General features: G+C 45.2%; 25 protein-coding genes. 22 read left to right on the top strand and 3 right to left on the bottom strand.

What is annotated here, in order from left to right; translation table 11 throughout:
• Nucleotides 1–17: 17 nt before the first annotated feature.
• The 16 genes from V7M78_RS06705 (at nucleotide 18) to V7M78_RS06630 (ending at nucleotide 19,997) form a co-directional block, all read left to right on the top strand.
• Nucleotides 18–1,394: an MATE family efflux transporter gene (locus V7M78_RS06705; protein ID WP_333647702.1), complete on the top strand. Its 1,377-nt coding sequence runs from the start codon at nucleotides 18–20 to the stop codon at nucleotides 1,392–1,394.
• Nucleotides 1,394–3,304, top strand: coding sequence for an NAD(+) synthase (locus V7M78_RS06700; protein ID WP_333647700.1), 1,911 nt, complete (start codon nucleotides 1,394–1,396; stop codon nucleotides 3,302–3,304). Before V7M78_RS06705 ends, V7M78_RS06700 begins: the two co-directional genes overlap by 1 nt.
• 13 nt (nucleotides 3,305–3,317) lie before the next feature.
• A complete protein-coding gene (locus tag V7M78_RS06695) occupies nucleotides 3,318–4,094 on the top strand; it encodes a TrmH family RNA methyltransferase (protein WP_333647698.1) in 777 nt (258 codons plus the stop codon).
• A gap of 114 nt (nucleotides 4,095–4,208) precedes the next feature.
• Entirely contained in the window at nucleotides 4,209–4,649 is a 441-nt protein-coding gene (locus tag V7M78_RS06690; protein ID WP_333647696.1) for an NfeD family protein, read from the top strand.
• A gap of 1 nt (nucleotide 4,650) precedes the next feature.
• Entirely contained in the window at nucleotides 4,651–5,583 is a 933-nt protein-coding gene (locus V7M78_RS06685) for an SPFH domain-containing protein (protein WP_333647694.1), read from the top strand.
• Between the two features lie 121 nt (nucleotides 5,584–5,704).
• Entirely contained in the window at nucleotides 5,705–6,865 is a 1,161-nt protein-coding gene (locus V7M78_RS06680) for a patatin-like phospholipase family protein (protein ID WP_333647692.1), read from the top strand.
• A gap of 84 nt (nucleotides 6,866–6,949) precedes the next feature.
• The gene (gene argF, locus V7M78_RS06675; protein ID WP_333647690.1) at nucleotides 6,950–7,885 is read left to right on the top strand and encodes an ornithine carbamoyltransferase; all 936 of its coding nucleotides are present in this window, start codon (nucleotides 6,950–6,952) and stop codon (nucleotides 7,883–7,885) included.
• 2 nt (nucleotides 7,886–7,887) lie between these two features.
• Nucleotides 7,888–8,196, top strand: coding sequence for a DUF6637 family protein (locus V7M78_RS06670; protein ID WP_333647688.1), 309 nt, complete (start codon nucleotides 7,888–7,890; stop codon nucleotides 8,194–8,196).
• Nucleotides 8,197–8,201: 5 nt separating this feature from the next.
• Complete coding sequence (locus V7M78_RS06665; RefSeq protein WP_333647686.1) at nucleotides 8,202–9,179, top strand: biotin--[acetyl-CoA-carboxylase] ligase; 978 nt, start codon at nucleotides 8,202–8,204, stop codon at nucleotides 9,177–9,179.
• Nucleotides 9,172–10,269 carry an A/G-specific adenine glycosylase gene (gene mutY / locus V7M78_RS06660; RefSeq protein ID WP_442914630.1) on the top strand — a complete coding sequence of 366 codons (1,098 nt, stop codon included), beginning with the start codon at nucleotides 9,172–9,174 and terminating at the stop codon, nucleotides 10,267–10,269. The genes V7M78_RS06665 and mutY overlap by 8 nt, the downstream gene beginning before the upstream one ends.
• 5 nt (nucleotides 10,270–10,274) lie before the next feature.
• Nucleotides 10,275–11,189, top strand: a complete 915-nt coding sequence (locus V7M78_RS06655) for a diacylglycerol/lipid kinase family protein (RefSeq protein WP_333647682.1) — start codon at nucleotides 10,275–10,277, stop codon at nucleotides 11,187–11,189.
• 117 nt (nucleotides 11,190–11,306) lie between these two features.
• Nucleotides 11,307–12,449, top strand: coding sequence for an RNA polymerase sigma factor RpoD (gene rpoD / locus V7M78_RS06650; protein ID WP_333647680.1), 1,143 nt, complete (start codon nucleotides 11,307–11,309; stop codon nucleotides 12,447–12,449).
• Between the two features lie 69 nt (nucleotides 12,450–12,518).
• On the top strand, nucleotides 12,519–13,154 hold the full coding sequence (locus V7M78_RS06645; RefSeq protein ID WP_333647678.1) for an epoxyqueuosine reductase QueH: 636 nt from the start codon (nucleotides 12,519–12,521) through the stop codon (nucleotides 13,152–13,154).
• A 102-nt stretch (nucleotides 13,155–13,256) separates the two neighbouring features.
• Complete coding sequence (locus V7M78_RS06640; protein WP_333647676.1) at nucleotides 13,257–13,523, top strand: HPr family phosphocarrier protein; 267 nt, start codon at nucleotides 13,257–13,259, stop codon at nucleotides 13,521–13,523.
• A 413-nt stretch (nucleotides 13,524–13,936) separates the two neighbouring features.
• On the top strand, nucleotides 13,937–18,496 hold the full coding sequence (gene gltB, locus V7M78_RS06635; protein WP_333647674.1) for a glutamate synthase large subunit: 4,560 nt from the start codon (nucleotides 13,937–13,939) through the stop codon (nucleotides 18,494–18,496).
• A gap of 13 nt (nucleotides 18,497–18,509) precedes the next feature.
• Entirely contained in the window at nucleotides 18,510–19,997 is a 1,488-nt protein-coding gene (locus tag V7M78_RS06630) for a glutamate synthase subunit beta (protein ID WP_333647672.1), read from the top strand.
• Between the two features lie 433 nt (nucleotides 19,998–20,430).
• Here the strand turns inward: V7M78_RS06630 and V7M78_RS06625 are convergent, their stop codons facing one another.
• On the bottom strand, nucleotides 20,431–21,123 hold the full coding sequence (locus V7M78_RS06625) for a formate/nitrite transporter family protein (RefSeq protein ID WP_333647670.1): 693 nt from the start codon (nucleotides 21,121–21,123) through the stop codon (nucleotides 20,431–20,433).
• 146 nt (nucleotides 21,124–21,269) lie between these two features.
• Nucleotides 21,270–22,367, bottom strand: a complete 1,098-nt coding sequence (gene ychF / locus V7M78_RS06620; RefSeq protein ID WP_333647668.1) for a redox-regulated ATPase YchF — start codon at nucleotides 22,365–22,367, stop codon at nucleotides 21,270–21,272.
• Nucleotides 22,368–22,574: 207 nt separating this feature from the next.
• Between ychF and lgt the strand changes: the two genes are divergently transcribed.
• From lgt to V7M78_RS06600, 4 genes are all read left to right on the top strand, one after another.
• Nucleotides 22,575–23,486 (top strand): prolipoprotein diacylglyceryl transferase, encoded by a 912-nt coding sequence (lgt, locus tag V7M78_RS06615; RefSeq protein ID WP_333647666.1) that lies wholly within the window; start codon nucleotides 22,575–22,577, stop codon nucleotides 23,484–23,486.
• Nucleotides 23,455–23,607, top strand: a complete 153-nt coding sequence (locus V7M78_RS06610) for a hypothetical protein (RefSeq protein WP_333647664.1) — start codon at nucleotides 23,455–23,457, stop codon at nucleotides 23,605–23,607. The genes lgt and V7M78_RS06610 overlap by 32 nt, the downstream gene beginning before the upstream one ends.
• A 20-nt stretch (nucleotides 23,608–23,627) precedes the next feature.
• A complete protein-coding gene (locus tag V7M78_RS06605) occupies nucleotides 23,628–24,110 on the top strand; it encodes a hypothetical protein (RefSeq protein WP_333647662.1) in 483 nt (160 codons plus the stop codon).
• A 459-nt stretch (nucleotides 24,111–24,569) separates the two neighbouring features.
• On the top strand, nucleotides 24,570–25,313 hold the full coding sequence (locus V7M78_RS06600) for a GNAT family N-acetyltransferase (protein ID WP_333647660.1): 744 nt from the start codon (nucleotides 24,570–24,572) through the stop codon (nucleotides 25,311–25,313).
• A 59-nt stretch (nucleotides 25,314–25,372) separates the two neighbouring features.
• Here the strand turns inward: V7M78_RS06600 and V7M78_RS06595 are convergent, their stop codons facing one another.
• Nucleotides 25,373–25,540: a hypothetical protein gene (locus V7M78_RS06595; protein WP_333647658.1), complete on the bottom strand. Its 168-nt coding sequence runs from the start codon at nucleotides 25,538–25,540 to the stop codon at nucleotides 25,373–25,375.
• Between the two features lie 191 nt (nucleotides 25,541–25,731).
• On the opposite strand from V7M78_RS06595, the gene V7M78_RS06590 reads away from it, so the two are divergent.
• Nucleotides 25,732–26,601, top strand: coding sequence for a GNAT family N-acetyltransferase (locus V7M78_RS06590; RefSeq protein ID WP_333647656.1), 870 nt, complete (start codon nucleotides 25,732–25,734; stop codon nucleotides 26,599–26,601).
• A 26-nt stretch (nucleotides 26,602–26,627) separates the two neighbouring features.
• On the top strand, nucleotides 26,628–26,972 hold the full coding sequence (locus V7M78_RS06585) for a GNAT family N-acetyltransferase (RefSeq protein WP_333647654.1): 345 nt from the start codon (nucleotides 26,628–26,630) through the stop codon (nucleotides 26,970–26,972).
• Nucleotides 26,973–26,984 lie beyond the last annotated feature (12 nt).

Raw genomic sequence — 26,984 nt, 5'->3', positions numbered from 1 at the left:
GAAAGGAAGGATTATTGGTGAAAATACGGCAAAGGGAAAATCAGGTGGCTATGACCGAGGGAGTGATCTGGAAGCAGCTTCTTTATTTTTCCATACCTCTTTTACTGGGAAATTTATTCCAGCAGCTATACAATACGGTGGATTCCGTGGTGGTGGGTAATTTTGTAGGAAGCCAGGCTCTGGCAGCCGTAGGCTCCAGCAACTCCCTGATTAACTTAATCATCGGCATGTCAATGGGAATCGGAACAGGAGCCGGAGTAATTATTTCCCAGTATTACGGGGCTGGAGAAAAGGAAAAGCTACAATGGGCCGTACACACTTCTGTTGCCTTGAGTCTGATCGGAGGCGTACTCCTCACCGTGATCGGAGTCTGGTTTTCTCCCCTGCTTTTAAAATGGATGGGAACTCCGGAGGATGTAATGCCCAATTCTGTTTCTTTTTTAAGAATTTTCTTTTCCGGATCAATTTTTAATATGGTTTACAATATGGGAGCAGGTATATTGAGGGCAGTGGGAGATTCTAAAAGGCCCCTTTATTATCTGGGAGTGTCTTCCGTGGTAAATATTGTTCTGGATTTGCTTTTTGTGGCAGTTTTCAAAATGGGAACGGCAGGAGCCGGAATTGCAACAGTCATAGCCCAGGCTGTGTCCTCAGTGCTGGTTGTCAGTGCACTTGTGAAAACCAGGGAAAGCCACCGCCTGATTCCTTCCCGGATTGCCATTGACAAACGGATGATGGTGCGTATTTTAAAGCTGGGTATTCCTACGGGAATCCAGCAATCCATTATTTCCCTGTCCAATGTGGTGGTGCAGGCCAATGTCAACGTTTACGGTGCTGCTGCAATGGCCGGGTTTGGAGCTTATACCAAGATCGACGGCTTTGCCATGCTTCCTCTGCAAAGCTTCTGTCTGGCTTCCACTGTTTTTACAGGTCAGAACATCGGTGCGGGAAAAGCAAAGCGGGTGAAGCAGGGGATTTTACAGGGCATTTTCATAAGCCTTGGCTATACGGCTCTGATTTCCACATTCCTGTATTTTTATGCAGAGCCTCTTTTGAAGATATTTTCTCCGGACCGGGATGTGATCGCATACGGGACTTCCTCCATGGTCATATTGCTGCCTTTTTACTGGACCATGGCCATTCATCAGATTTTAATGGGCAGCATCCGCGGAAGCGGGCGGACCATGGTTTCCATGATGATCGGAGTGGGAAATATGTGCCTTCTGCGCATGGTTTATATTAATTTCCTGGTACCATTTTTCCCCAGTTTTGAGGCGGTCATGTGGTGTTATCCTATAACATGGGTCACTACCATGCTCATGGATTGTATATATAGTATAAAAGCGAAATGGATACCAAAGGACAGGAATGAACAGATAGGAGATAAACAGTGATGAAACATGGATATATCCGGGTTGCTGCGGCGACCCCTGATGTAAAGGTGGCAGATCCCCAATTTAACAGGGAGAGGATTTGCGAACTGATCAAAGAGGGAGCAAACCATCATGGAAAGATTATGGTATTTCCGGAGCTGTGTCTGACCGCCTATACCTGCGGGGATCTTTTTGGACAAGAGGCCCTGCTTTTAAAGGCAAAGGAGGAGCTGAAGGAAATTTTAAAGGCCACAAAGGGCCTTGATATGCTGGTTTTCCTTGGAATGCCATGGGAGAGAGAAGGAAAGCTTTATAACGTAGCTGCTGCCCTTCAAAATGGAAGATTGCTTGGAATCGTTCCCAAGCGTAACCTGCCCAATTATTCGGAATTTTATGAACTCCGTTATTTTGCCCCCGGAAATAAAAAACCTGTGATGGTAAAATGGGAGGATGATTTTATCCCCATGGGCACCGACATCCTGTTCCAATGTGAGGACATTCCCAATCTGGTTGTAGCAGCAGAGGTCTGCGAGGATGCCTGGGTGCCAAATCCGCCTTCCATCGGACATGCACTGGCCGGAGCCACAGTTATTGTAAACTGCTCTGCCAGCGATGAGACAACAGGAAAGGATATTTACCGGAGAAGCCTAATTATAGGTCATTCCGCCAATTTGGTATGCGGCTATATCTATGCCAATGCAGGAGAAGGCGAATCCACCCAGGATCTGGTGTTCGGCGGCCAGAATCTCATTACAGAAAATGGCACTCTTCTCGGAGAATCCAAACGCTTTGGAAATGAAACCATATATGGGGATATGGATCTGGACCGTCTGATTCATGAAAGACGCCGCATGACCACATTTCCTGCCGGAAACAGGGAAGGATATGAGGTGGTTTCCTTCCGTATGAAAAAGGAAGATATAGAGTTAAAGAGATTCATAGATCCCATGCCCTTTGTTCCCCATAATGAAGCTGAGAGAAACCGAAGATGTGAAGAGATCCTTTCCATACAGGCCATGGGGTTAAAGAAAAGGCTGGACCACACAGGCTGCCGTCACGCTGTTCTGGGAATCTCAGGAGGTCTGGATTCCACCCTGGCCCTGCTTGTGACAGTCCGCGCTTTTGACATGCTGGAAATACCAAGGAACCAGATTCATGCCATCACCATGCCATGCTTTGGAACCACAGACCGAACTTACCAGAATGCCTGCCTTTTAACCAGAAAGCTGGGGGCAGAGCTGACGGAAATTAATATAAAGGAAGCTGTCATGCTTCATTTCCGGGATATCGGACACAGCGAGTCTGACCGGGACGTGACTTATGAAAATTCCCAGGCAAGGGAAAGGACCCAGATCCTGATGGATGTGGCAAATCAGATAAACGGAATGGTCATAGGAACGGGAGATATGTCTGAGCTTGCTCTTGGCTGGGCTACTTATAACGGAGACCATATGTCCATGTATGGAGTCAACTCTTCGGTACCTAAAACCCTGGTTCGTCATCTGGTCCGTTACTATGCGGATACCTGCGAAGAAACAGAATTAAAAGAAGTGCTTTTGGATGTTCTGGACACACCCGTAAGCCCTGAACTTTTGCCTCCCCAGGATGGAGAGATCGCCCAGAAAACAGAGGATCTGGTGGGGCCTTATGAGCTTCACGACTTCTTCCTCTATCATATCCTGCGGTTTGGATGCAGGCCGGAAAAGGTTTACCGCCTGGCAGTCTGCGCATTTGGGGAAAGCTACGGAGGAGCGGTCATATTAAAATGGCTTAAGGTATTTTACCGCAGGTTTTTCAGCCAGCAGTTTAAGCGTTCATGTATGCCTGACGGGCCTAAGGTAGGTTCCGTGGCAGTATCGCCAAGAGGAGATTTGAGGATGCCAAGCGACGGGGTGAGCCGCTTATGGCTGGAAGAACTGGAAAACTTATGAAACGAGGTAACTTATGATAACCAGCAGTGCCAATACAAGGGTAAAACAGGTGATGAGCCTGACAAAAAAGGCCAAGGCCAGACAGGAGAGCGGACTTTTTGTGGCAGAGGGTCTTCGCATGTTTACGGAGATACCAAAGAACAGGATAGACAGCATTTTTGTGTCGGAAAGCTTTTTAAAAGATGAAGCCCATAAAAATCTTTTGTCAGGATACAAATATGAGATTGTGGCTGACGATGTGTTTAAGACTATGTCAGATACCCAGACCCCTCAGGGAATCCTGGCTTTGGTCAGGCAGTATGCCTATAAGGCAGAGGATTTGCTTGGAACAGGGGCTGCGTTTCTCATGATTTTGGAAGATATCCGGGACCCGGGAAATCTGGGGACTATTTTAAGGGCGGGAGAAGGAGCGGGAATTACGGGAGTACTGATGAACGAAACAACAGCGGATATTTACAATCCAAAGGTGATCCGTTCCACTATGGGCTCCATCTGCCGGGTTCCCTTTGCCTATACCAGTGATTTCCAGGGGGCCTTAAAAGAGTTAAAAAGCCGGGGCGTCAGGCTTTATGCAGCTCATTTAGATGGCAGGAATAATTATGAAAAAGAGGATTATACTGTTGATACAGGGTTTTTAATCGGAAATGAAGCAAAGGGCCTGACCAGGGAAACAGCGGCTCTGGCGGATGCATATGTGAAGATTCCCATGAAAGGCAAAGTAGAATCCTTGAATGCAGCAATAGCTGCTTCCGTGCTGATGTTTGAGACAGCAAGGCAGCGGAGAGGGTAATCGTCAGAAAATTGTAAGGCTTTTCATGTTAAGAGATATTGAGAAAAGCCATAACATATAGTATGATAATAATGGAAACACCAAAAAGCCTTGTCAGGAAAGGGGAGTGAGAAAATGGCAGCAGTTTACTGGCTTATTGCATTTGTAGTGCTTCTGGGCATTGAAGCGGGAACTATGGCGTTAACCACCATCTGGTTTGCAGGAGGTTCTTTGGCAGCATTTTTGCTGGCTCTGCTTGGAGCCAATATTCAGGTGCAGCTTTCGGTATTTGTAATCGTATCCTTCATCCTTTTATTTTTTACAAGACCTTTTGCGTTAAAGTATGTGAACCGGAACACGGTTAAGACCAATTCCGAAAGCCTGGTAGGGAAAACCGCCAGAGTCACGGTTGAGGTCAACAACATAGAAGGAAAAGGGGCAGCGGTCATTAACGGACAGGAATGGACGGCGAGATCACTGGAGGATGAAAAGACATACCTCCCGGGTACCATGGTGGAAATCGTGGACATAAGAGGTGTGAAACTAATTGTAAGCAGGAAACAGGAGGGAGAATAATATGGGATTTTTTGGATTTGCAGCAATTATTTTTATATTGGTTATTATTTTGGTGCTGCTGGCATCATGCATCAGGATTGTACCTCAGGCTCAGGCCCTGGTGGTGGAGCGCCTTGGCGCTTACATGGCAACCTGGTCTGTAGGCGTTCATGTAAAGCTGCCCATCATTGACCGGGTGGCGAGAAGGGTTAATTTAAAGGAGCAGGTGGCTGATTTCCCGCCCCAGCCGGTAATTACCAAGGACAACGTTACCATGAGAATCGACACGGTAGTGTTTTTCCAGATCACAGACCCGAAGCTTTATGCCTACGGCGTTGAGAATCCTATTATGGCCATTGAGAATCTGACGGCAACTACTCTTCGTAACTTAATCGGTGATCTGGAGCTGGATCAGACCCTGACCTCCAGAGAGACCATCAATGCCAAGATGAGGGAAACCCTTGATATTGCAACAGACCCATGGGGAATCAAGGTGACCCGTGTGGAACTTAAGAACATCATGCCTCCGGCAGCCATTCAGGATGCCATGGAAAAGCAGATGAAGGCAGAGCGTGAGCGGCGTGAGTCCATCTTGCGTGCAGAAGGTGAGAAGAAGTCCACCGTACTTGTGGCAGAGGGTAAGAAAGACTCTGCAATTCTTGATGCAGAGGCTGAGAAGCAGGCTGCCATCCTTCGTGCGGAAGCAGAGAAGGAAAAGAGAATCCGTGAGGCGGAAGGTGAGGCTGAGTCCATCTTAAAGATCCAGCAGGCCAATGCAGACGGAATCCGCATGATTCGTGAGGCAGGGGCTGATCAGGCAGTTCTGGTGCTTAAGAGCCTGGAAGCTTTTAAAACTATCGCTGACGGCAAGGCAACCAAGATCATTATCCCTTCTGATATTCAGGGACTGGCAGGACTGGTTTCTTCCCTTACAGAGATTCCCAAGGAGAATTAAACCTCACCCTCAAGAGGGGGCTCTTTGCCAGCAGGGCAAATTCACCTTATTATAAATACCGCAGCAGGAGGCAGATGCTTTCTTGCTGCGTTTTGGTTAGGCAGGCTTAAAGGAGGAGGCTATGGAGCTGAAACTGGATTTAAGCAAAGAATATGGACTTGTGCTGGAAGGCGGAGGTGCCAAGGGAGCTTATCAGATTGGTGCATGGAAGGCCCTCCGGGAGGCCGGGGTAAGAATCAAAGGGGTGGCAGGTTCTTCTGTAGGCTCTTTAAACGGGGCCCTCATCTGCATGGATGATCTGGAACGGGCCGAGGATGTGTGGAGAAATATTGAATATTCCCGCGTCATGTCGGTCAGTGATGACGTTATGGAGGCCATAAAAAAGAAGGATTTTAAATCTCTGAATTTGCAGGAGCTGATAAACCGCGGGTTTCAGATCGTAAAGGACGGAGGCTTTGATATCACTCCCTTAAAAAATCTCATTGAAGAGGTGGTGGGAGATGAGGAAAAAATCAAAAACTCCGAAAGAGAGCTTTATGCCATCACCTATTCTGTATCCGACTGGGCAGGGAAGGTAGTGGACGTACGGAGCGGGGACGAGGGCTGCGTAAAGGATATGCTGCTGGCAAGCGCCTATTTTCCTGCTTTTAAGAATGAAAAGCTGGGTGGAAAACGGTATATGGATGGCGGGGGCTTTAATAATGTCCCCATTGATGTGCTCATTGACAGAGGATACGAAGATATCATTGTCATCCGTATTTACGGCTGGGGATATGACAGGGAACGGGTGGTCAAGATTCCCGAAGGGGTTACGGTCAGCCATATTGCTCCCAGACAGGATTTAGGCGGAATTTTAGAATTTGACAAAAAACAGGCCAGAAAAAATATGAACTTGGGATATTACGATGCCAAAAGGTTCTTATATGGACTTGCCGGGCGTATTTATTATATTGATGCCCCCAACGGAGAGCCTTATTATTTTGACAAGATGATGTCGGAGCTGGAGATGCTGAAGCTGTATTTAAAGGACTGGATACATGAGGAAGACACAGGCTCCCTGACAGGCTACCGGGCCTTTACTGAAAAAATATTTCCCAGGCTTGCGGAGGAATATAAGCTGAAAGAGGGCTGGGATTACAAGGATATGTACATTGGGCTGCTGGAGGATTTGGCAAAGCGCGTGAGAATCAGGCGTTTTCAGATTTACACCGTAGATGAACTGGCAGGAGCCGTATGGAAAAAACTGAAGGCTGCCGACCATGTCTCTGCTCTGCTGAAATGAAAAATAATAAATATATGTTGCATGATTATGCTAAGTATACTATAATAATGCATAAAAATACAACTAATAAGCGGAGGAAGCGTTATGAACTTAAAAGGAAGAAACTTTATTACATTAAAGGACTTTACACCCGAGGAGATCGGATACCTTCTGGATCTGTCTGCTGACTTAAAGGCCAGGAAGAAAAAAGGAATTACAGGAAATTCCCTGAAGGGAAAAAATATAGCCCTTATATTTGAAAAACCTTCCACCCGCACCAGGTGCTCCTTTGTGGTGGCTGCCGTCGATGAAGGCGCTCACCCGGAATATTTGGGAAAGGATGATATCCAGCTGGGACATAAGGAAAGCGTGGAGGACACTGCCAGAGTTTTAGGAAGAGTCTTTGACGGAATTGAGTTCCGGGGATTTAAGCATAAAACAGTGGAGGATCTGGCAAAATATGCCGGCGTTCCGGTTTGGAACGGCCTGACGGATGAATACCATCCCACCCAGATTCTGGCTGACCTTCTGACCATGAAGGAGCATTTCGGCTATTTGAAAGGCCTTCGGTTTGTCTATGCCGGAGACGGACGGAACAATATGGCAAACAGCCTGATGATCGGCATGAGCAAGATGGGAGTTCACTTTACCATACTGGCTCCTGAGTGCCTGTGGCCCAACGAGGAGCTGGTGGATCTGTGCAAGGGTTATGCAAAGGAAAGCGGAAGCACCATTACCCTGACGGAGGATGTTGAGGCCGTTAAGGATGCGGATACCATTTACACCGATGTGTGGTGCTCCATGGGAGAAGAGGATAAGGCGGCAGAGCGGATTACTCTTTTAAAACCATATCAGGTAAATAAGGAACTGATGGAAAAAACCGGAAAGGATACCACTATATTTATGCACTGCCTGCCGGCTGTCAAGGGAAATGAAGTGACAGAGGATGTGTTTGAATCGGCTGTATCGGTGGTATTTGACGAAGCAGAAAACAGAATGCATACCATTAAGGCAGTGATGGTTGCTACATTAGGAGAATAGGAATGCATATGCAGGAACGAGGCAGAAGCTTAAGAAATGCCTCTATGATCGTGGATTTTATCCATATTGGAGTGGGCATCTTAATTGTGGTGCTGGCAGTTGTTTCATTTTTAAACCCCGAGGATCACATGCTTTTATTTCCCCTGATCTTTTTCCTGGCCGGAGTTCTCAATCTGGTCAATGGGATTTATAAAATAAGGCTCAGCGGCAGGGGAAAGAAGAAGAAAGCGGCGGCAACGGCAGTTCTTTTATTCGGCGTACTGCTGTTTGTCCTTACAGCGGTCAGTGCTGTAAGCATCTGGTGGGGGTGAATCCGTTGAAATCAGAGATACTAAAGCAGTTGAGAGAGCGGGGAGATTATATCTCCGGGCAGGAGTTATGCCGTCATTTCGGCGTTTCCAGGACAGCCATCTGGAAGGCCATACAAAGACTTGAGGAGGAAGGCTACGAAATTCGGGCCGTGCGCAATAAAGGCTACCTTTTGGTCGACACATGTGATATAATGACGAAAACAGAGATAGAAAGCTGTATCAGGGGAAGCTTTGGCAGAGAGGTGGAATATCACGAAACCATTGATTCCACCAATACCAGGGCCAAGCTTCTGGCAGAAGAGGGAGCGGCCTGGGGAACCTTAGTGGTATCTGACTGTCAGAAAGCAGGACGGGGCAGAAGAGGCCGGGCCTGGGTTTCGCCTTCCGGGAAAAATGTTTTCATGAGTCTGATTTTAAGGCCGGATATTCATCCGGCCTCAGCTTCCATGCTGACCTTAGTGGTTGCCCTAGCCGTATATGATGGAATTAAGAAGGCTACAGGGCTGGATACCGGTATTAAATGGCCTAATGATATTGTTTCAAACGGAAAGAAGGTCTGTGGGATTTTGACGGAAATGAGCGCCGAGCCCGAGGGGATTCACTACGTGGTGGCCGGAATCGGCATCAATGTCAACATGGAGGAATTTCCGGAAGAAGTAAGCCAGACAGCCACCTCTCTGTTCCTGGAAACAGGGAAAACAGTGAGAAGAAGCCGGTTGATTGCAGCTATTATGGAAGCTTTTGAACAATATTATGAAGAATTTATGAGCCAGGGTGATTTATCCGGGCTTATAAGTGTCTATAATAACCATATGGCAAATATGGGAAAGGAAGTCCGGGTTTTGGAGTCAGCCGGCGAATATACAGGCAAGGCTTTGGGAATTAATGAAAAAGGAGAGCTTCTCGTGGAAGTGCCGGGAGGAGAAGTCCGGCATGTGATTTCCGGAGAGGTGTCTGTCAGAGGAATTTATGGATATGTGTAATCAACTGCTTTATAATAAGTTACAGATCCTGGGACCAAAGGGAAAAGAGATGGATATCATGGAGCGTTTAAAAGCCATGGAAGGTCCTCTGCTTTTCTGGTACAGGGAACACGCCCGCAGCCTGCCCTGGAGGGAAGAACCATCGCCTTACCGGGTATGGATATCTGAGATCATGCTCCAGCAGACCAGAGTGGAGGCGGTAAAGCCTTACTTTGAGCGTTTTATGGAAAATCTTCCTGATATTAAGGCCTTGGCAGAAGTAACTGAGGACAGGCTTTTAAAGCTTTGGGAAGGCCTTGGCTATTACAGCAGAGCCAAGAATTTAAAGAAAGCGGCTGAAATTCTTGTTTCCCAGTATGGAGGTGAGCTGCCTGCTTCTTATGAGGAGCTTAAGACCCTTCCGGGAATCGGGTCCTATACGGCAGGTGCCATCGCTTCTATTGCCTTTGGCATACCTGTTCCCGCTGTTGACGGCAATGTGCTCCGGGTCATATCCAGAGTCACGGAAAGCCATGAGGATATTTTAAAACAGTCCGTTAAGCGGGAAATGGAAGAACGGCTTAAGTCAGTCATGCCAAAAGAGGATGCAAGTTCCTATAACCAGGGGCTCATTGAAGTGGGAGCTCTGGTCTGTGTCCCTAACGGAGCACCTTTGTGCAGCCAGTGTCCTCTGGCGGCCGTCTGTCTTGCAAGAGTCAAGGGGCTTACCGATGTAATTCCTGTAAGAACACCGAAAAAGGCCCGGAGAATAGAGGATAAAACCGTATTAGTTCTCTGGCATGAAGGGCGGGTGGCGATCCGAAAGAGAGAGGATACAGGGCTTTTGCCTTCTCTTTACGAACTTCCCAATCTGGAAGGGCATTTAAATGAAGAGGAGATTCTTGCCAGTTTGGGAGTGAAAGAAGCGGAGGTGTTTCCTTTGCCCGACTCAAAACATGTGTTCAGCCATGTGGAATGGCATATGACAGGATTTCGTGTTGAGCTGAAAGGTGAAACGGCAGGAGATTTTTTATGGGTTACGGCGGAAGAGGTGAGGCATACTTATTCTCTGCCGGGAGCATTTAAAGCGTATACAAAGTTAATCAGGTGATCATAATGAAAAAGATGCTTTTTATTGTCAATCCCCGTTCGGGAAGGGCACAGATTAAAAATAAGCTGATTGATATACTAGATATTTTCGCAAAAGCGGGCTATGAGCCCTTGGTCCACGTTACCCAGGGTCCCCAGGATGCCATGGAGGCGGCTGCTTTCTATGGAAATGACATGGATCTGGTGGTGTGCAGCGGAGGAGACGGCACCTTAAATGAGACCATAAGCGGTCTCATGAGGCTGGAGAATATTCCCGATCTGGGATATATTCCGGCAGGCTCCACCAATGATTTTGCCTCCAGCCTAAAGCTGTCTAAAAACATGAAGACAGCTGCAGAGGAAGCTGTTTCGGGCTTTCCATTTCCCATTGACATCGGCGGTTTCAGTGAGGACAGGCATTTTGTGTATATAGCGGCCTTTGGGGCATTTACGGAGGTTTCCTATCTGACTCCCCAGGATAAGAAGAACGTTCTGGGTCATCAGGCTTATATGCTGGAATGCGTGAAAAGCTTATCTTCCATAAAATCCTATAACATACGGGTGGAATGCGAAGAATGTTCCTCTGACTTAAATGAAGAAATCCTTCTGGAAGGTGAATTTATCTTCGGGATGGTCACCAATACCATAAGTGTGGGAGGCTTTAAGGGCCTGGTGACCCAGGATGTGGCTCTTGATGACGGAGAATTTGAAGTGCTGCTGATCCGGACTCCCAAAACCCCCATGGATCTGACAAATATTATCAATTACATGTTTTTGAAGGAAGAACCCAATGAATACGTCCACAAATTTCGAACGAAGTCCTTGAAGATTTTCTCAGAGGAGCCTATTGACTGGGTTCTTGACGGAGAATTCGGAGGGACCAGAAGGGAGGTTCATATCGTCAACCTGAAGAAACAGATCCGGATTATGAGAAATCCGTAGAAAAAGCAACAATTCTGCTTTTTTCAGAAGAAATATGTTGAAATATGGATTCCGGTAGTATATAATGAAAAGTTGTGTGGGCTTTATGTATACTTCTTAGCGAAAGGACGTTATTAAGTGGAAAAGGATAATTTTTTAGAAAAGCTGGGAAAGCTTGTCGAGCTTGCGAAGACAAAGCACAATGCTTTAGATGTAACGGAGATCAATAATTTCTTTATAGGGGAAGAACTGACGGCAGAGCAGATGGATCAGATCTATACGTACCTGGAGAATCGCGGCGTGGACGTGATTCCGGTCATGGATGATTCCGCTTTGACTGATGATGTGCTCTTGTCAGAGGACCTTATTTTGGATAATGATCTTGATGACGGCTTTGTGAAGGATTCAGATGAGGAAGACATTGACCTTGATGCCATCGACTTGTTGGAGGGGATCGGCACAGAGGACCCTGTCCGTATGTATTTAAAAGAGATTGGCACAGTACCACTTTTGAACGCAGAGGAAGAACTGCGCCTTGCTAAGAGAAAAGCTGACGGGGATGATAACGCCAAGGAACGGCTGATTGAGGCCAATCTGCGCCTTGTGGTCAGCATAGCAAAGCGTTATACAGGCCGTGGAATGAGCTTTTTGGATCTGGTTCAGGAAGGGAATTTGGGCCTGATCAAGGGTGTTGAAAAATTCGATTATACCAAGGGATATAAATTAAGTACATATGCTACCTGGTGGATACGTCAGTCGGTGACAAGGGCTCTCGCAGATCAGGCAAGAACCATTCGTGTTCCTGTGCATATGGTCGAGACAATCAACAAGATGTCTAAAATGCAGAGAAAGCTGACACTTGAACTTGGATATGAGCCTTCTGTAACAGAGCTGGCAGAAGCTCTTGAAATGACTGAGGACAAGGTCATGGAGATCATGCAGATCGCCAGGGAGCCTGCTTCCCTGGAAACACCTATCGGAGAAGAGGATGACTCTAACCTGGGTGATTTTGTAGCTGATAATAATGTGGTTACGCCGGAAGGCAATGTAGAATCCGTCATGCTGAGAGAACATATTGATGCTCTCCTTGGAGATTTAAAGGAAAGGGAACGTCAGGTTATTTTACTCCGGTTTGGCTTGGAGGACGGCCATCCCCGTACCCTTGAGGAAGTGGGAAAAGAATTTAATGTTACCCGCGAACGTATCAGGCAGATCGAAGCAAAGGCGCTTAGAAAATTGAGAAATCCTGTCCGCAGCAAGCGTATCCGGGATTTCCTGTAAGAAAAAAGGCGTGGCATGAGATTGTCCACGCCTTTTTTCTGTTCATAAAAAGCGATGGGAGGAGAAACCATGAACCGGAGAAATTACCAGAAGGAATTGGAACAAGTCATTGCAGAGCTGAAAGCACAGGAAAAGGTTCCCAGGCTTCTTTTACATAGTTGCTGCGCGCCCTGCAGCAGTTACGTGCTGGAATACTTATCCCGCTACTTTGAAATAACCGTGTATTTTTATAATCCCAACATCTATCCCCCTGCGGAATACGTGAGCAGGGTCAAGGAGCAGGAGAGGCTTATAAAAGATATGGAATTTCTCCACCCCGTCACCCTGGAGACGGGAGTTTATGAACCAGACGAATTTTACCGGCTGACAAAAGGGCTGGAACAGGAGCCGGAAGGAGGAAGCCGGTGCGCAAGATGCTACCAGCTTCGCCTTCAGGAAGCGGCAAAGGTGGCTCAGGCCAGCCGTTTTGACTATTTTACAACCACTTTGTCTATAAGTCCCTTAAAGGATGCGGATAAGCTCAATGAAATAGGCGGAAAGCTGGCAAAGGAGTACCGAGTCCCTTATTTATTCTCTGATTTTAAGAAGAAAAACGGATACAAAAGGTCAGTGGAGCTGTCACAGGAACATGGACTCTACCGCCAGGATTACTGTGGATGCGTATATTCCCAAAGAGAGAGACAAAAGTCCTTATCTGAAAAATAAATACCCAGGTCAAGCCGGGTTTGTCTTGACATGAACTGGGAATTGTAATAAAATTGACGATAAGGAGTATGTCTTAAAAATAAGGGTAAAGGAGAAATTGCTATGCTATCAAAGACATTAACTGTAGTAAATCCATCCGGGCTTCACTTGAGGCCAGCAGGAGTTCTGTCTCAGACAGCTATGAAATTTAAGTGTGATGTTATTATCGAATACGGAGAGAAGAGAATCGTAGCCAAGAGCGTGTTAAACGTTATGGCAGCCGGAATCAAGAGCGGCGCAGAGATCAACTTGATCTGCGACGGAGAAGATGAGGAAACAGCTATGAGCGCTTTAACAGAAGCTATCGAAAGCGGCCTCGGTGAGATGTAATACATAATTTTATAAAGAATGATGCAAGGCCCTGGAAGGAATATTTCCAGGGCCTTTTTTGTGCTCAAGCCCCCCGGAAATGAAAGGGTGCTTAATAATTGAAAGTGAAGACTTAAAAAAATTAGAAATTTACTTAAGATTTCTTAGAGTAGGTTTAAGTTGTATGTGTGTAAAGGTAAACAATAATGGAAAAGACGTTGAATTCAGACTATTTATTTTTGGGATTTTAATTGTCATATTATCTGAAAATATAGGGAAGAAAATCCATTTACAAGCTATTAGAAATGTAGTATCATCTACTAAAATTCACTGTTGCACTTTAATACCAAAAAGCAGAGAAGCGTAAAGGAAGACCCCTATGGGCATACCAATATGCTAAAAGCTATGGCAGGAGCAAGGAAAGGAAGAGATTTATGGATATGAGTTTACAATCCCCAAGCAAAAAGGCATGTCCCGGACTATATGATCCACGCTTTGAACACGACAACTGCGGAATCGGCGCAGTTGCCAATATAAAAGGTTTGAAAACCCACCGGACTGTAGAGCAGGCTCTTCATATTGTAGAGAATTTAGAACATCGTGCGGGAAAAGACGGAGAGGGCAAGACCGGAGACGGCGTCGGCATCCTGCTTCAGATTTCCCATAAATTTTTTCAGAAGGTGACCCGCTCCCTTGGAATGGAAATCGGGCAGGAAAGGGAGTACGGAGTTGGAATGTTTTTCTTTCCCCAGGATGAGCTTTCCAGAAACCAGGCAATGAAGATGTTTGAAATCATTGTCAAAAAAGAAGGCCTTGATTTCCTGGGCTGGAGAGATGTACCCACCCATCCGGAGCTGATCGGTGACAAGGCAGTGGAATGCATGCCTTATATAGTCCAGGGTTTTGTGAAAAAACCGGCGGACCGGTCAAAGGGTCTGGAATTTGACAGAATGCTTTACGTGGTAAGGCGTGTCTTTGAACAGAGCAACGACAATACTTATGTGGTTTCCTTAAGCAGCAGAACCATTGTCTATAAGGGCATGTTTTTGGTAAAGGAGCTGAGAAAGTTCTTCTCAGACCTTCAGGATAAAGATTATGAATCAGCCATCGCAGTGGTTCACTCCCGTTTCAGCACCAATACCAATCCCAGCTGGATGAGAGCCCATCCCAACCGCCTGATCGTCCATAACGGAGAGATCAACACCATCAGGGGAAATGTGGATAAGATGACAGCCAGGGAAGAAAATATGGAATCCCAGTATTTCCGCTATGACATGCACAAGGTCCTGCCCATTATCAATCAGGAGGGATCAGATTCCGCCATGCTGGATAATGCTCTCGAATTTATGATGATGAGCGGCATGGATCTTCCTCTTGCAGTTATGGTCACCATTCCGGCTCCCTGGCAGCACGATAAGTCCATGCCCCAGGAGGTTAAGGACTTCTACCGTTATTACGCCACCATGATGGAGCCATGGGATGGCCCTGCCTCCATTGTATTCAGTGACGGCGATCTGGTAGGGGCTGTACTGGACCGAAACGGCCTCCGTCCTTCCAGATATTATGTGACAGATGATGACCATATGATTCTGGCTTCTGAAGTGGGAGCCATTGATATTGAGCAGAGCCGGGTAATTAAGAAAGAACGCCTCCGTCCCGGAAAGATGCTGCTGATTGATACGGTAAAGGGCTGTCTGGTCAGTGATGAGGAATTAAAGGAAAACTATGCATCACGCAGGCCTTATGGAGAGTGGCTGGATTCCAACTTAATTGAGCTGAAGGATTTACCCATTCCCAACAAAGGGGTTCCTGCCATAAGCAGTGAGGAAAGAGCAAGGCTTCAGAAGACCTATGGTTATACCTACGAAGAATATAAGACGGTAATCCTTCCCATGGCTTTAAATGGAGCAGAAGCAGTTTCCGCCATGGGTGCGGATAGTCCTCTGGCAGTTTTAAGCAAGAAGCATCACCCTCTGTTTAACTATTTTAAACAGCTGTTTGCCCAGGTTACCAATCCGCCCATTGATTCCATCCGGGAAGAAATTGTCACCTCTACCACGGTTTATGTGGGCGAGGAAGGAAATATTTTAAAGGAAGAGGCGGAAAACTGCAAGATATTAAAGGTGATCAATCCAATCCTGACCTGTACGGATTTGCTGCGGATCAAGCATATGAAAAAGCCCGGCTTTCAGGTAGAAGTGATTCCCATTACTTATTATAAGAACACTTCTCTGGAAAAGGCCATTGACAGGCTGTTTCTGGAGGCAGACCGGGCTCACCGGGATGGAGCCAATATCATCATCCTGTCTGACAGGGATATTGATGAAAACCATGTGCCCATTCCTTCTCTCCTTGCCGTATCTGCTCTTCAGCAGCATCTGGTAAAGACCAAGAAGAGAACTTCAGTCGCTTTGATTTTAGAGAGCGGCGAGCCAAGAGGGATCCATCACTTTGCAACCCTGCTGGGATACGGAGCCTGTGCAGTCAATCCCTATCTGGCTCAGGAGTCCATCCGCTCCCTCATTGAAAATCAGATGCTGGATAAGGATTATTATGCCGCTGTTGATGATTACAACTCTGCAATCCTTCACGGTATTGTAAAAATTGCCTCCAAGATGGGAATTTCCACTATTCAGTCCTACCAGGGGGCCCAGATATTTGAGGCCATCGGCATTTCCAGACAGGTAATTGATAAGTATTTTACGGATACGGTCAGCCGGGTGGGCGGAATTACTTTAGAAGATATTGCAAGCGATATGGATACTCTTCATTCCGCGGCCTTTGATCCCCTTGGCCTTGATGTGGACTTAACCCTGGACAGTGTGGGAAGCCATAAGGAGAGAGCGGGACAGGAGGAGCATTTATACAATCCTGTGACCATTCACCTTCTCCAGGAGGCTGCCAGAACGGGAAGCTATGAGACTTTTAAGGAATATACCCATGCGCTGACAGAGGAAGGCCAGACGGTCAACTTACGAAGCCTGCTGGAGCTTGACTATTCGAAAACAAAGGAAATACCTTTGGAGCAGGTGGAAAGTGTAGAATCCATTGTGAAACGCTTTAAGACAGGAGCTATGTCTTACGGCTCCATTTCCCAGGAAGCCCATGAAACCCTGGCAATTGCTATGAACCGGATTCACGGCAAGTCTAACAGCGGAGAGGGAGGAGAGAGCCTGGAGCGTCTGACTGTAGGCCCTGACGGACTAAACCGCTGTTCTGCCATTAAGCAGGTGGCTTCCGGACGGTTCGGAGTGACTTCCAGATATCTGGTGAGTGCAAAGGAGATTCAGATTAAGATGGCCCAGGGCGCTAAGCCGGGAGAAGGCGGCCAGCTTCCGGGGGCAAAGGTATATCCGTGGGTGGCTAAGACCAGACATTCCACTTCAGGTGTTGGTCTGATTTCCCCTCCACCTCATCATGATATTTACTCCATCGAGGATCTGGCCCAGTTGATTTATGATCTGAAAAATTCCAACACCAGTGCCAGAATCTCCGTTAAGCTGGTTTCTGAGGCAGGAGTGGGAACCATTGCCGCAGGTGTTGCAAAAGCAGGGGCTCAGGTCATCCTTGTGTCAGGCTCTGACGGAGGAACAGGAGCTGCCCCCAGAAACTCTATTTATAACGCAGGCCTTCCCTGGGAACTTGGTATTTCTGAAGTTCATCAGACCTTAATCATGAACGGACTTCGGGATAAGGTGATTTTAGAGACGGACGGAAAGCTGATGACAGGCCGGGATGTTGCCATTGCCTGTATGCTGGGAGCAGAGGAATTCGGCTTTGCTACAGCGCCCCTTGTGACTCTGGGATGCGTGATGATGAGAGTCTGCAACTTAGATACCTGCCCGGTGGGAATCGCCACCCAGAACCCGGAGCTTAGAAAGCGTTATAAGGGAAAACCGGAATACGTGGTCAATTTCATGTACTTCATTGCAAACGAGTTCCGGGAGTATATGGCAAAGCTGGGAATCCGCAAGGTAGATGAGCTGGTGGGAAGAACAGACCTGCTGAAAAAGAAGGAGCTTCTTCCTTCTGAACGGGCAGGGAAGGTGGACTTTACTGCTATTTTAGGAAATCCTTATGCAGAGCAGAAGCTGGCGGGCTATGACCAGAAGCAGGCATATGATTTTGAACTGGATAAAACCATTGATGAAAGAGTGCTCCTTAAGAAATTAAAACAGGCTCTGGAGTCAGGACAAAAGAAAAGCCTTCAGATCGATGTTTCCAATACGGACCGGGCTCTGGGTACTATTTTTGGCTCTGCCATCACAAGGCTGTATCCGGAGGGGCTTTCTGAGGACACCTTTACCATTAACTGTACTGGAAGCGGCGGCCAGAGCTTTGGTGCCTTTATTCCAAGAGGACTTACCCTGGAACTGGTAGGTGACAGCAACGATTATTTCGGCAAGGGACTTTCCGGGGGCAAGCTGGTGGTATACCCTCCTCAGGGAATAAGATTTAAACCTCAGGATAACATTGTTATCGGAAACGTGGCTCTATACGGGGCCACCAGCGGAAAGGCATTTATCTGCGGAATTGCAGGAGAGCGGTTCTGTGTCCGAAATTCCGGAGCCTCTGCGGTCGTGGAGGGCGTGGGAGACCACGGATGTGAATACATGACAGGTGGACGCGTGGTAGTTCTCGGGCCTACCGGCAAGAATTTTGCTGCAGGAATGAGCGGCGGTATCGCCTATGTGCTGGATGAGAAAAGAGATTTGTACAAGAGGCTTAATAAGGAAATGGTTTCCCTTGAAGAAGTCACCAATAAATACGATGTCCTTGAACTGAAAGCTATGATCAAGGAGCATGTGGCTTATACCAATTCTGCAAAAGGAAAAGAAATTCTGGACAATTTTGGAGAATACCTGCCTAAGTTTAAGAAAATTCTTCCTCATGATTACAGACGTATGCTTAATACCATTGTCCAGATGGAGGAAAAGGGCTTAAGCAGTGAACAGGCACAGATTGAAGCATTTTATGCTAATACAAAAAATTAAGGAGGAGCAGATCATGGGAAAACCGACAGGATTTTTAGAATATAACAGAGAAACAGGAAAAAACGTAGATCCCAAGGACCGTATCAAGGATTATAACGAGTTCCATCTGCATCTTTCCGAAAAAGAACAACGGTGTCAGGGAGCCCGCTGCATGGACTGCGGTGTGCCCTTCTGTCAGTCCGGCGTGATCTTAAAGGGAATGGTTTCCGGCTGCCCCTTGAATAACTTAATTCCGGAGTGGAATGAGCTTGTATACACTGGAACCTGGCATCAGGCCTACAACAGGCTGAAAAAGACCAACAGCTTTCCGGAATTCACTGCCAGAGTGTGCCCTGCGCCATGTGAGAGCGCATGTACCTGCGGTTTAAACGGAGATCCGGTTGCCATTAAGGAAAATGAATACGCCATTGTGGAACGGGCCTATAAAAACGGTCTGGCGGCTCCTAATCCGCCGAAGCTGAGAACCGGTAAAAAGGTGGCTGTCATCGGCTCCGGCCCTGCAGGTTTGGCGGCAGCGGACCAGTTGAATAAAAGAGGACACAGCGTAACCGTACTGGAGAGAGAGGACCGGATCGGCGGCCTTCTGATGTACGGAATTCCCAACATGAAGCTGGAAAAGCAAATCATTGACCGGAAAGTGGATATCATGAAGGAGGAAGGCGTTTCCTTTGTGACGGGCGTTGATGCGGGAAAGAGCCGGAGGGCAAAGGAACTGCTTAAGGAATTTGACAGGATTATTCTGGCCTGCGGAGCCTCTAATCCCAGGGATTTAAAGGTTCCTGGCAGAGACGGGGAAGAGATTTATTTTGCAGTGGATTTTTTAAAGTCCACCACAAAGAGTCTGTTAAATTCCAATATGCAGGATAAGAGCTATATATCGGCAAAGGGAAAGCACGTTCTGGTTATAGGAGGCGGAGATACGGGAAATGACTGTGTGGGAACTGCCATCCGCCATGGATGTGCCTCAGTGACCCAGCTTGAGATGATGCCCAAACTTCCCGAAAACCGTACCCCGGACAATAGCTGGCCGGAATGGCCTAAGGTTTTAAAAACCGATTACGGCCAGGAAGAATCCATTGCTGTATTTGGCAAAGATCCGAGGGTTTATCAAACCACGGTAAAGGAATTCCTGAAAGATAAGTCGGGAAAGGTTGTGAAGGCTGTTCTCATGAGCCTGGAGCCGAAAAAGGATGAAAAAACAGGCCGTATGACCATGGAACCTGTGTCAGGAAGCGAAAAGGAAGTTCCTGCAGATCTGGTTCTGATTGCAGCAGGATTTTTAGGAGCCCAGAGCTACGTTGCGGAAGCCTTTGGCGTGAAAATGGATGGCAGGACCAATATTGAAACAGTCAATGGGAAATACAAAACAAATGTGGATAAGGTTTTTGCGGCAGGAGATATGCGCAGAGGCCAGTCTCTGGTGGTTTGGGCTATCAGGGAAGGCAGGGAAGCGGCAAGAGAGGTGGATGCCAGCCTGATGGGATATTCGAATTTGGCATAAAAGTTTATAGAGATAAAAAAGGGGCAGTCTGCAGGCAAAGAGCAGGCTGCCTTTTCCATCTTGGCACCTGTCTTTTCTTTCTTATAGAAGACCGCAAAACTGGGAATTACTGGATGTTACGAAAAATGGTTGTATAAACAACAAAATTTGTAACCTATAAAATTATGGAATTTTTGGTTACTATATTATATAGATGGAAGTTTTTATAAAGAAATGGAATCAATTTTACTGAAAATAGAGAAAGGATGGAGAAAATATGTTCAGAAGAATTCAAGATCAGAGTTTTCGGAATCGCCTCACCAGCTTCAACATTAAACTGCTGCTTCTCATATCGGTGCTTTTTATTTATTTTATGACAAGATGGATTTAGCTCAGGGCCTTTCCGTCAAATGAGCTGTTTAAACAGCCCGGTCACGGAAAGGCGTATTAAATTTCAGTGAAGGGAGGGCATTTCCTCCTTAAAATATCTTCTCGATAAAGGAATCAGACATCCTCCGGCCATATTTCCCAGGGAAATGATGAGAATGTATAAAAATGCCTTTTTGCCCCATACATCGGCCATGGTGAAATAAAACATATCCGCAATACTGTGCTCGTACCCGGAAAGGATGAATACCATAATTGGCAGAATCAGAGCCAGATATTTCCCAATGCCGTCCGTTATGGTCTGGTAGCCGATTACGGCAATGCACATCATGATTCCGCACATGACTGCCATAATGAAGGTGCTGAACAAGGTGTCGGACAGCTTTCCGGCCACAAGCTCCTGGGTATGTCCGATCAGCCGGGACAGCTTTGTATTTCTGAATATGTATCCGGTTCCTACGGTTCCTACAAAATTCCCCAGGTACACATTAAGTATGTTTAATAGGTAAGCGGGCTTTTCCTGAACAATATAACATATCTTTCCGGTATACAAATTAAACCCAAAGGCGTAAATGGTAAATAATCCGATGGAAAATAAAAAAGAACCGGCAATGTGATTTTCAAGGCTTAAATAAATGACCCCTCCGGCACTGATGGCGACTCCGGCCATGACTGCTTTTAGAAATGTTTTCATGTTACAAATACTCCTTTTTTCTGACTTTTTATACGGTATTTCAAAGGCGTTCTTTGACCACGTCATATTATAGCATAAGAAAGAAAGTTTACAAGTGAAATTTTGTTATTGACATACTTTATCAATCTCTGCTGCGGGTGGGAATGGGGTTGGCTTTGGCATGAAAAATCCGGCGCCAGAAGACGCCGGTATGAAATGATTCTATGATATGACTATACATTAAAGCGGAACAGGACTACATCGCCATCCTTGACTACGTATTCTTTTCCTTCCAGGCGCACCAGGCCCTTGTCCTTGGCGGCGCTGTAGGTTTTGCAGTCTAAAAGGTCCTGGTAATTGACAACTTCTGCCCGGATAAAGCCTCGCTCAAAATCAGTGTGGATCTTTCCGGCTGCCTGGGGAGCTTTTGTGCCTTCTTTAATGGTCCATGCCCTTGTTTCGGTGGGGCCGGCAGTTAAGTAGCTGATGAGGCCCAGCAGATGGTAGCTGGCTGCGATCAGTTTTTCAAGGCCGGATTCTGTCAGGCCTAAATCTTCCAGAAACATCTTTTTTTCGTCTTCTTCCAGCTCTGCGATCTCCTGTTCAATCTGGGCACAGATGACAAAGACCTCGCAATGGTTTTCTTTTGCAAATTCCCGGACCCTTCCCACGTATTCATTGGAAGCGCCGTCGTCGGCTAAATCGTCCTCGCTGACATTTGCGGCGAAAATAACCGGCTTGAAAGTGAGAAGATTTAAAGAAGAGATGAATTCCATTTCATCGTTATCCTCTGCCTCCAGACTTCTTGCCAGATTGCCATCCTCTAAGTGAGCTTTGATCTTCTTTAAGGTTGTCAGCTCCTTTGCCAGAGCTTTGTCATTCATGGCGCCTTTTGTGGTCTTGGCAATACGGCGGTCTAAAATTTCCAAGTCAGAAAAAATCAGTTCCAGGTTAATGGTCTCAATATCGCGGATCGGGTCTACACTTCCATCCACATGAATTACGTTGCCGTTTTCAAAGCAGCGCACAACATGGACGATGGCATCCACCTCCCTGATGTTGGAAAGAAACTGGTTGCCCAAACCTTCTCCCTTGGAAGCTCCTTTTACAAGACCTGCAATGTCCACAAATTCGATAACAGCAGGAGTGATTTTGGCGGAATCATAAAGAGCAGCAAGCTGTCCTAAGCGGACATCGGGAACAGGAACAACTCCTATGTTGGGATCAATGGTACAGAATGGATAGTTAGCAGACTCTGCACCGGCCTTTGTAAGGGAGTTAAACAGAGTGCTCTTGCCTACGTTGGGCAATCCGACAATACCTAATTTCATATCAATTACCTTCCTAATATTGTTTATATTTATAGTTGATTTTTATCTATAACTAATATAGAATAACATATATTACTTAAAAATAAAAGTGAAAAACGCAGGAACCGTTTTCTTTTGTCGAATTATAGATGAATATGTCGGGCGAATTTGTTTGATTTTTGCGTTTTCACGGGGTAAAATAAAGAAAACATCGAAAGGAGAAGACGAATGGCAAATTCGGCGGATATTAGTTTTGTCAATTTGGGGATTACCATTGACCATTTGCAAAACAGTATCTCGATATTTGGATTCCGCATCGCATTTTACGGGATTATTATAGGGATTGGAATTTTAGCGGGCCTCTGGATTGCAGTCAGTGATGCAAAGCGCAGAGGAGAAGATCCGGAAATCTATATGGATTTTGCCTTGTATGCGATCATTGTTTCGATTATAGGTGCGAGAGCCTATTACGTGATCTTTGATTGGGATAATTATAAGGATGACCTGATTCAGATTTTAAATCTCAGAGGAGGGGGACTGGCGATCTATGGAGGCATCATAGGGGCTGTTATTACTCTTCTCATTTATACCAAGGCGAAGAAACTTTCTTTCTTTTCCTTGGCAGATACCGGTTGTCTAGGTTTAATAACCGGGCAGATTATAGGAAGATGGGGAAACTTCTTTAATTGCGAAGCATTTGGCGGATATACTGAAAGCCTGTTTGCCATGAGAATCAGAAGGGCGCTGGTTAATGAGAGCATGATATCCAGGGATCTTTTAGGTCATTTGATCGTAAAAGACGGTATAGAGTATATTCAGGTACATCCTACCTTCATGTATGAATCAGCCTGGAATCTCTGCGTTCTGGCATTCCTGCTTTGGTACCGGAAACGTAAGAGATTTGATGGGGAGATACTTTTTCTCTACCTGCTTGGCTATGGTTTAGGACGGGCATGGATTGAAGGGCTGCGTACAGACCAGTTGATATTTTTTAGTACTGGCATTCCTGTGTCTCAGGCATTGTCTATTATTTTGGTAGGTGTATCGGCTCTTGTGCTCTTCTGTAAAAACAGACAGATACGAAAAAAGAGCAAAGGAGAAACAGATTATGACGATGTCAAAAGAAGAGTTGATACATGATATTGAAGAAGCAAGAATTAGATTAAATACCAGCATTGAACGCGATGATAAGGATGTTATTTACTTAAGGAGTGTGGAGCTGGATAAATTAATTGAACAATATATTGCTGCAGGCTACTGATGGTATAGGAGCCTGTGGATGTGCTGATACAGAAATCAAAAAGGTGTGGAAAGAGATCAATCTCTTTTTCACACCTTTTTGATTTTTTAAGTCTAAGCCAGAAGAGTGACGCAAGCGGTAAGTATGCCTATATGGTATATCCTGATACAGACTATTATCTGATTGTGACAAAAGACGGCTATGTGACTCATACAAGTGGGCCAATCTCAGCAGGAGTGGATATTGTGATCTATGATGTAGAACTGGAACCCACCGGAGGGAAAAATTCCGGTAGTTCAGGCCGCGGAGGGAAGCGTACCGGCAGGTGCTATTACACACTTTACTTCGCTGCCGGCAGCTCAGGCGCAGACAGTACCAAAACCGGTAATAAGCAATTAGATGGCCTTCCGAAAACAGGAGATGAAAGCGGATTCCAGATCTTTTATGTGATGCTTGCATTGGCAGCCCTGATGGTAACGGGAATCAGCCTGTTGGAGAGTAAAAAGAAAAAGTTTAATAAATAGGCAGAAGGTGGTAAGAAGATGGATAACCCAAATTCTTACCGCCTTTTCTCTTTTGCTTGCTGAAATGATTTTTGCCGGGTGTTACGGTTCTCATGAATTTTTCCACACAGTGATTGCGGTGTATCATAAAGCAGTAACAGGAAATATAATTCAACCAAAATCCCTGTAAAACAAGGATATCCACTCCTGCTGCAATGCCAAGGAAAACAGAAATGTTCCCAATGCATCTTCAAATAACATTGTAAAAGAAAGAGAAAGTATAAGAACCGCCACTTAAAGGGCAATGCGCTGTGATCCGCTGTTTTTCAGCATATAAGCGAGAAACAAAGAAAACATATTGCTGATCATTAATAATTTGCCAGATAAATGTTTGGTCTGCAAAACCTGTTTTCCTGTGATATAATGGGCATAACAATAAACTTTTGAGCGAAAGGCCGTTTATATAATATGGAGAATGGAATGAATATTGATAAAAACAAAGCAGCAGCGCTGTTTCATGGCTGGGAGGATGGGTTAGTAAGATCCTGTTTACAAGGTCATATGGGAAATATAATTTTAGATAATGAGAAAAATCCTGTTTCAGCAGTCATTGAGCTTGGTGATTTTTGTTTTTTTGCGGGAAATCCCAATGATACATTGCTGACTGCTCTTCATGGAGAAAAGCTACTGATACCCAAAGACGAGCCTTGGGAGAAGTTAATAGAAGATTTTTACGGCAATAGAGTGAGCAAGACTTTTCGCTATGCGATTAAAAAAGAACCGGATGTATTTGATATTAAGAGGCTGAATGCTTATATAGAAGCACTGGATTGTTGTTATGAGCTAAAGCTATTTGACCAGGAAACTTTTGAAATGGCAAAAAGTGAAAAATGGTCTGTCGATCTGTGTTCCCAGTTTAAGGACTATAAGGATTATGAAAAGAGAGCAATAGGCACAGCAATTTTACATCAGGGAAAGCTGGTGGCCGGAGCATCTCCTTATGCAGTATATCCTGGCGGAATTGAAATTGAGATAGATACAAAACCCGAATACAGATGCAAAGGACTTGCCACAGTATGCGGAGCCAGGTTGATATTAGAATGTTTGCAAAGGAATATTTATCCCGGTTGGGATGCTCATGATTTACGCTCTGTCGCCTTAGCCGAAAAGCTGGGATATCACCTTGACTATCCCTATGTAACATATATTCTGGCTGATCGTTGAGATTGTGATAAGAAAATGACCGCTCTTTCATCATAAGAACGGTCAATAATCCGGAGATTTTAAATGTCTTTTTCGGTAATCTGGGTATTTCCATTGTGATTGCCGCAGTAAATTCCTTTTTTGATCGGAGAGAACATAAACCCAATAATGATACCCGATAAAAAAGCAATGACTGTGATGAGCTTATAATCCCAAGAGCTCCATTCACGATTAAGAAAGTTATTCATAGATTTCTCCTCTCAGTCTAATATGGTACTTAATTTTATCACAGGATTAAAGCTAAGTATAGGTACTTTGTCACAGTATTTGAGAATATATAAAGATATTTCAGGAAACAGCAGGATGGGAAAAACCGGAACTTTAGAGGGTTGAAAATAAGAAGTTATTACGAAAAAGAAGAATAAGAAAGGGAGTCAGAATGAACTATCATCTATGCAAAGATGTGATGTGCAATGATGCCAGGAGAAAAGCGTTTAACGAACTTGCCGTTAAAACATTTCAACTGTCATTTGAAAATTGGTATCAGGCTGGATACTGGGAAGAAACGAATATGCCTTATACGCTCTTTGACAATGAGAAGGCAGTGGCAAATGTTTCCGCTAACAGAATGGAATTGATCTGGCGGGGAAAAAGGCGACGTTATATACAGTTAGGCACAGTTATGACAGATGGTGCTTATCGCAATCAAGGCTTGTCCAGATTTCTTATGGATGAAATAATGAAAGACTGGGAAAATCAATGTGATTCGATTTTTCTTTTTGCCAATAAAACTGTTTTAGACTTTTATCCTAAATTCGGTTTCAAAAGGGAGAAGCAGTATCAGTACAGTACCAGGGTTAATAAGGCACTGGGATTAAGAAGAAAAATGGATATGAGCTGCTTACAGGACAGGGAGATGCTGAAAAAGTACTATACGAAATCCAACCCTTTTTCAAGTTTACAGGTTGTCAATAATTATAGTTTATTGATGTTTTATTGCAGTTCATTTATGAAAGACTGCTTGTATTACATTCCCCAGTATGATGCTGTTGTCATAGCGGAACAGAAAGGCAGTATGCTCCATTGTTTTGATATTTTTTGTGATGATGGTAAAAATCTCAATGATATTATTTGTTCGGCGACACCGGAGGGCACAAAGGAGGTGGTTTTAGGATTTACGCCGAAAAATGGTCTGAATTATGAAGTCAAGCCGGTGGATGACAGTGATAACGCTTTGTTTGTGCTAAAAAGCAAAGAAAATATCTTTGAAGGCCAAAAGCTAATATTTCCAGAAATGTTTCATACCTGACAAAACACAAAAATTTGGAAGGTCATTTGGTTGAGGAAAAGTTGAAAAATACACTGGAAAGCCATAGAGAGAAAATTTTTGTCGCTATAAGCAGCAATCATGTCATTGGATATATTCATGGGGAAAATTATGATGTTTTATACCTTCAGCATATGAAAAATGTACTGGGGATTGCTGTTTTAAAGGAATATCAAAATAAAGGTGTTGGTACATCGCTTTTAAATGCAATAGAGGGTTGGGCTGCTTCAACCAATGCTTATGCAATAAGAATTAATTCTGGGTCATCAAGAAAAGAAGCCCATGAATTTTACCGGTCAAAAGGATATGGCTTGGAAAAAGAACAGATCAGGTTTATGAAGATGTGCAAATAAATACAGATTAAA

It is taken from the genome of Lacrimispora sp. (assembly GCF_036758025.1).
Taxonomy (GTDB): Bacteria; Bacillota; Clostridia; order Lachnospirales; family Lachnospiraceae; genus Lacrimispora.
Note: the sequence above shows the minus strand (reverse complement) of the source record. Positions and strands in the feature narration are given on the sequence as shown.

Bases quoted from the DNA above. Each gene is read 5' to 3' on its own strand.
- V7M78_RS06690 (WP_333647696.1), top strand. From the start codon at position 4,209: ATGGCAGCAGTTTACTGGCTTATTGCATTTGTAGTGCTTCTGGGCATT.
- V7M78_RS06700 (WP_333647700.1), top strand. From the start codon at position 1,394: ATGAAACATGGATATATCCGGGTTGCTGCGGCGACCCCTGATGTAAAG.
- V7M78_RS06645 (WP_333647678.1), top strand. From the start codon at position 12,519: ATGAACCGGAGAAATTACCAGAAGGAATTGGAACAAGTCATTGCAGAG.
- V7M78_RS06680 (WP_333647692.1), top strand. From the start codon at position 5,705: ATGGAGCTGAAACTGGATTTAAGCAAAGAATATGGACTTGTGCTGGAA.
- V7M78_RS06610 (WP_333647664.1), top strand. From the start codon at position 23,455: ATGACGATGTCAAAAGAAGAGTTGATACATGATATTGAAGAAGCAAGA.
- lgt (WP_333647666.1), top strand. From the start codon at position 22,575: ATGGCAAATTCGGCGGATATTAGTTTTGTCAATTTGGGGATTACCATT.
- V7M78_RS06655 (WP_333647682.1), top strand. From the start codon at position 10,275: ATGAAAAAGATGCTTTTTATTGTCAATCCCCGTTCGGGAAGGGCACAG.
- V7M78_RS06630 (WP_333647672.1), top strand. From the start codon at position 18,510: ATGGGAAAACCGACAGGATTTTTAGAATATAACAGAGAAACAGGAAAA.
- gltB (WP_333647674.1), top strand. From the start codon at position 13,937: ATGGATATGAGTTTACAATCCCCAAGCAAAAAGGCATGTCCCGGACTA.
- V7M78_RS06595 (WP_333647658.1), bottom strand. From the start codon at position 25,540: ATGAATAACTTTCTTAATCGTGAATGGAGCTCTTGGGATTATAAGCTC.
- V7M78_RS06625 (WP_333647670.1), bottom strand. From the start codon at position 21,123: ATGACGTGGTCAAAGAACGCCTTTGAAATACCGTATAAAAAGTCAGAA.
- argF (WP_333647690.1), top strand. From the start codon at position 6,950: ATGAACTTAAAAGGAAGAAACTTTATTACATTAAAGGACTTTACACCC.
- ychF (WP_333647668.1), bottom strand. From the start codon at position 22,367: ATGAAATTAGGTATTGTCGGATTGCCCAACGTAGGCAAGAGCACTCTG.
- mutY (WP_442914630.1), top strand. From the start codon at position 9,172: ATGTGTAATCAACTGCTTTATAATAAGTTACAGATCCTGGGACCAAAG.
- V7M78_RS06685 (WP_333647694.1), top strand. From the start codon at position 4,651: ATGGGATTTTTTGGATTTGCAGCAATTATTTTTATATTGGTTATTATT.
- V7M78_RS06695 (WP_333647698.1), top strand. From the start codon at position 3,318: ATGATAACCAGCAGTGCCAATACAAGGGTAAAACAGGTGATGAGCCTG.
- V7M78_RS06600 (WP_333647660.1), top strand. From the start codon at position 24,570: ATGAATATTGATAAAAACAAAGCAGCAGCGCTGTTTCATGGCTGGGAG.
- V7M78_RS06640 (WP_333647676.1), top strand. From the start codon at position 13,257: ATGCTATCAAAGACATTAACTGTAGTAAATCCATCCGGGCTTCACTTG.
- V7M78_RS06590 (WP_333647656.1), top strand. From the start codon at position 25,732: ATGAACTATCATCTATGCAAAGATGTGATGTGCAATGATGCCAGGAGA.
- V7M78_RS06670 (WP_333647688.1), top strand. From the start codon at position 7,888: ATGCATATGCAGGAACGAGGCAGAAGCTTAAGAAATGCCTCTATGATC.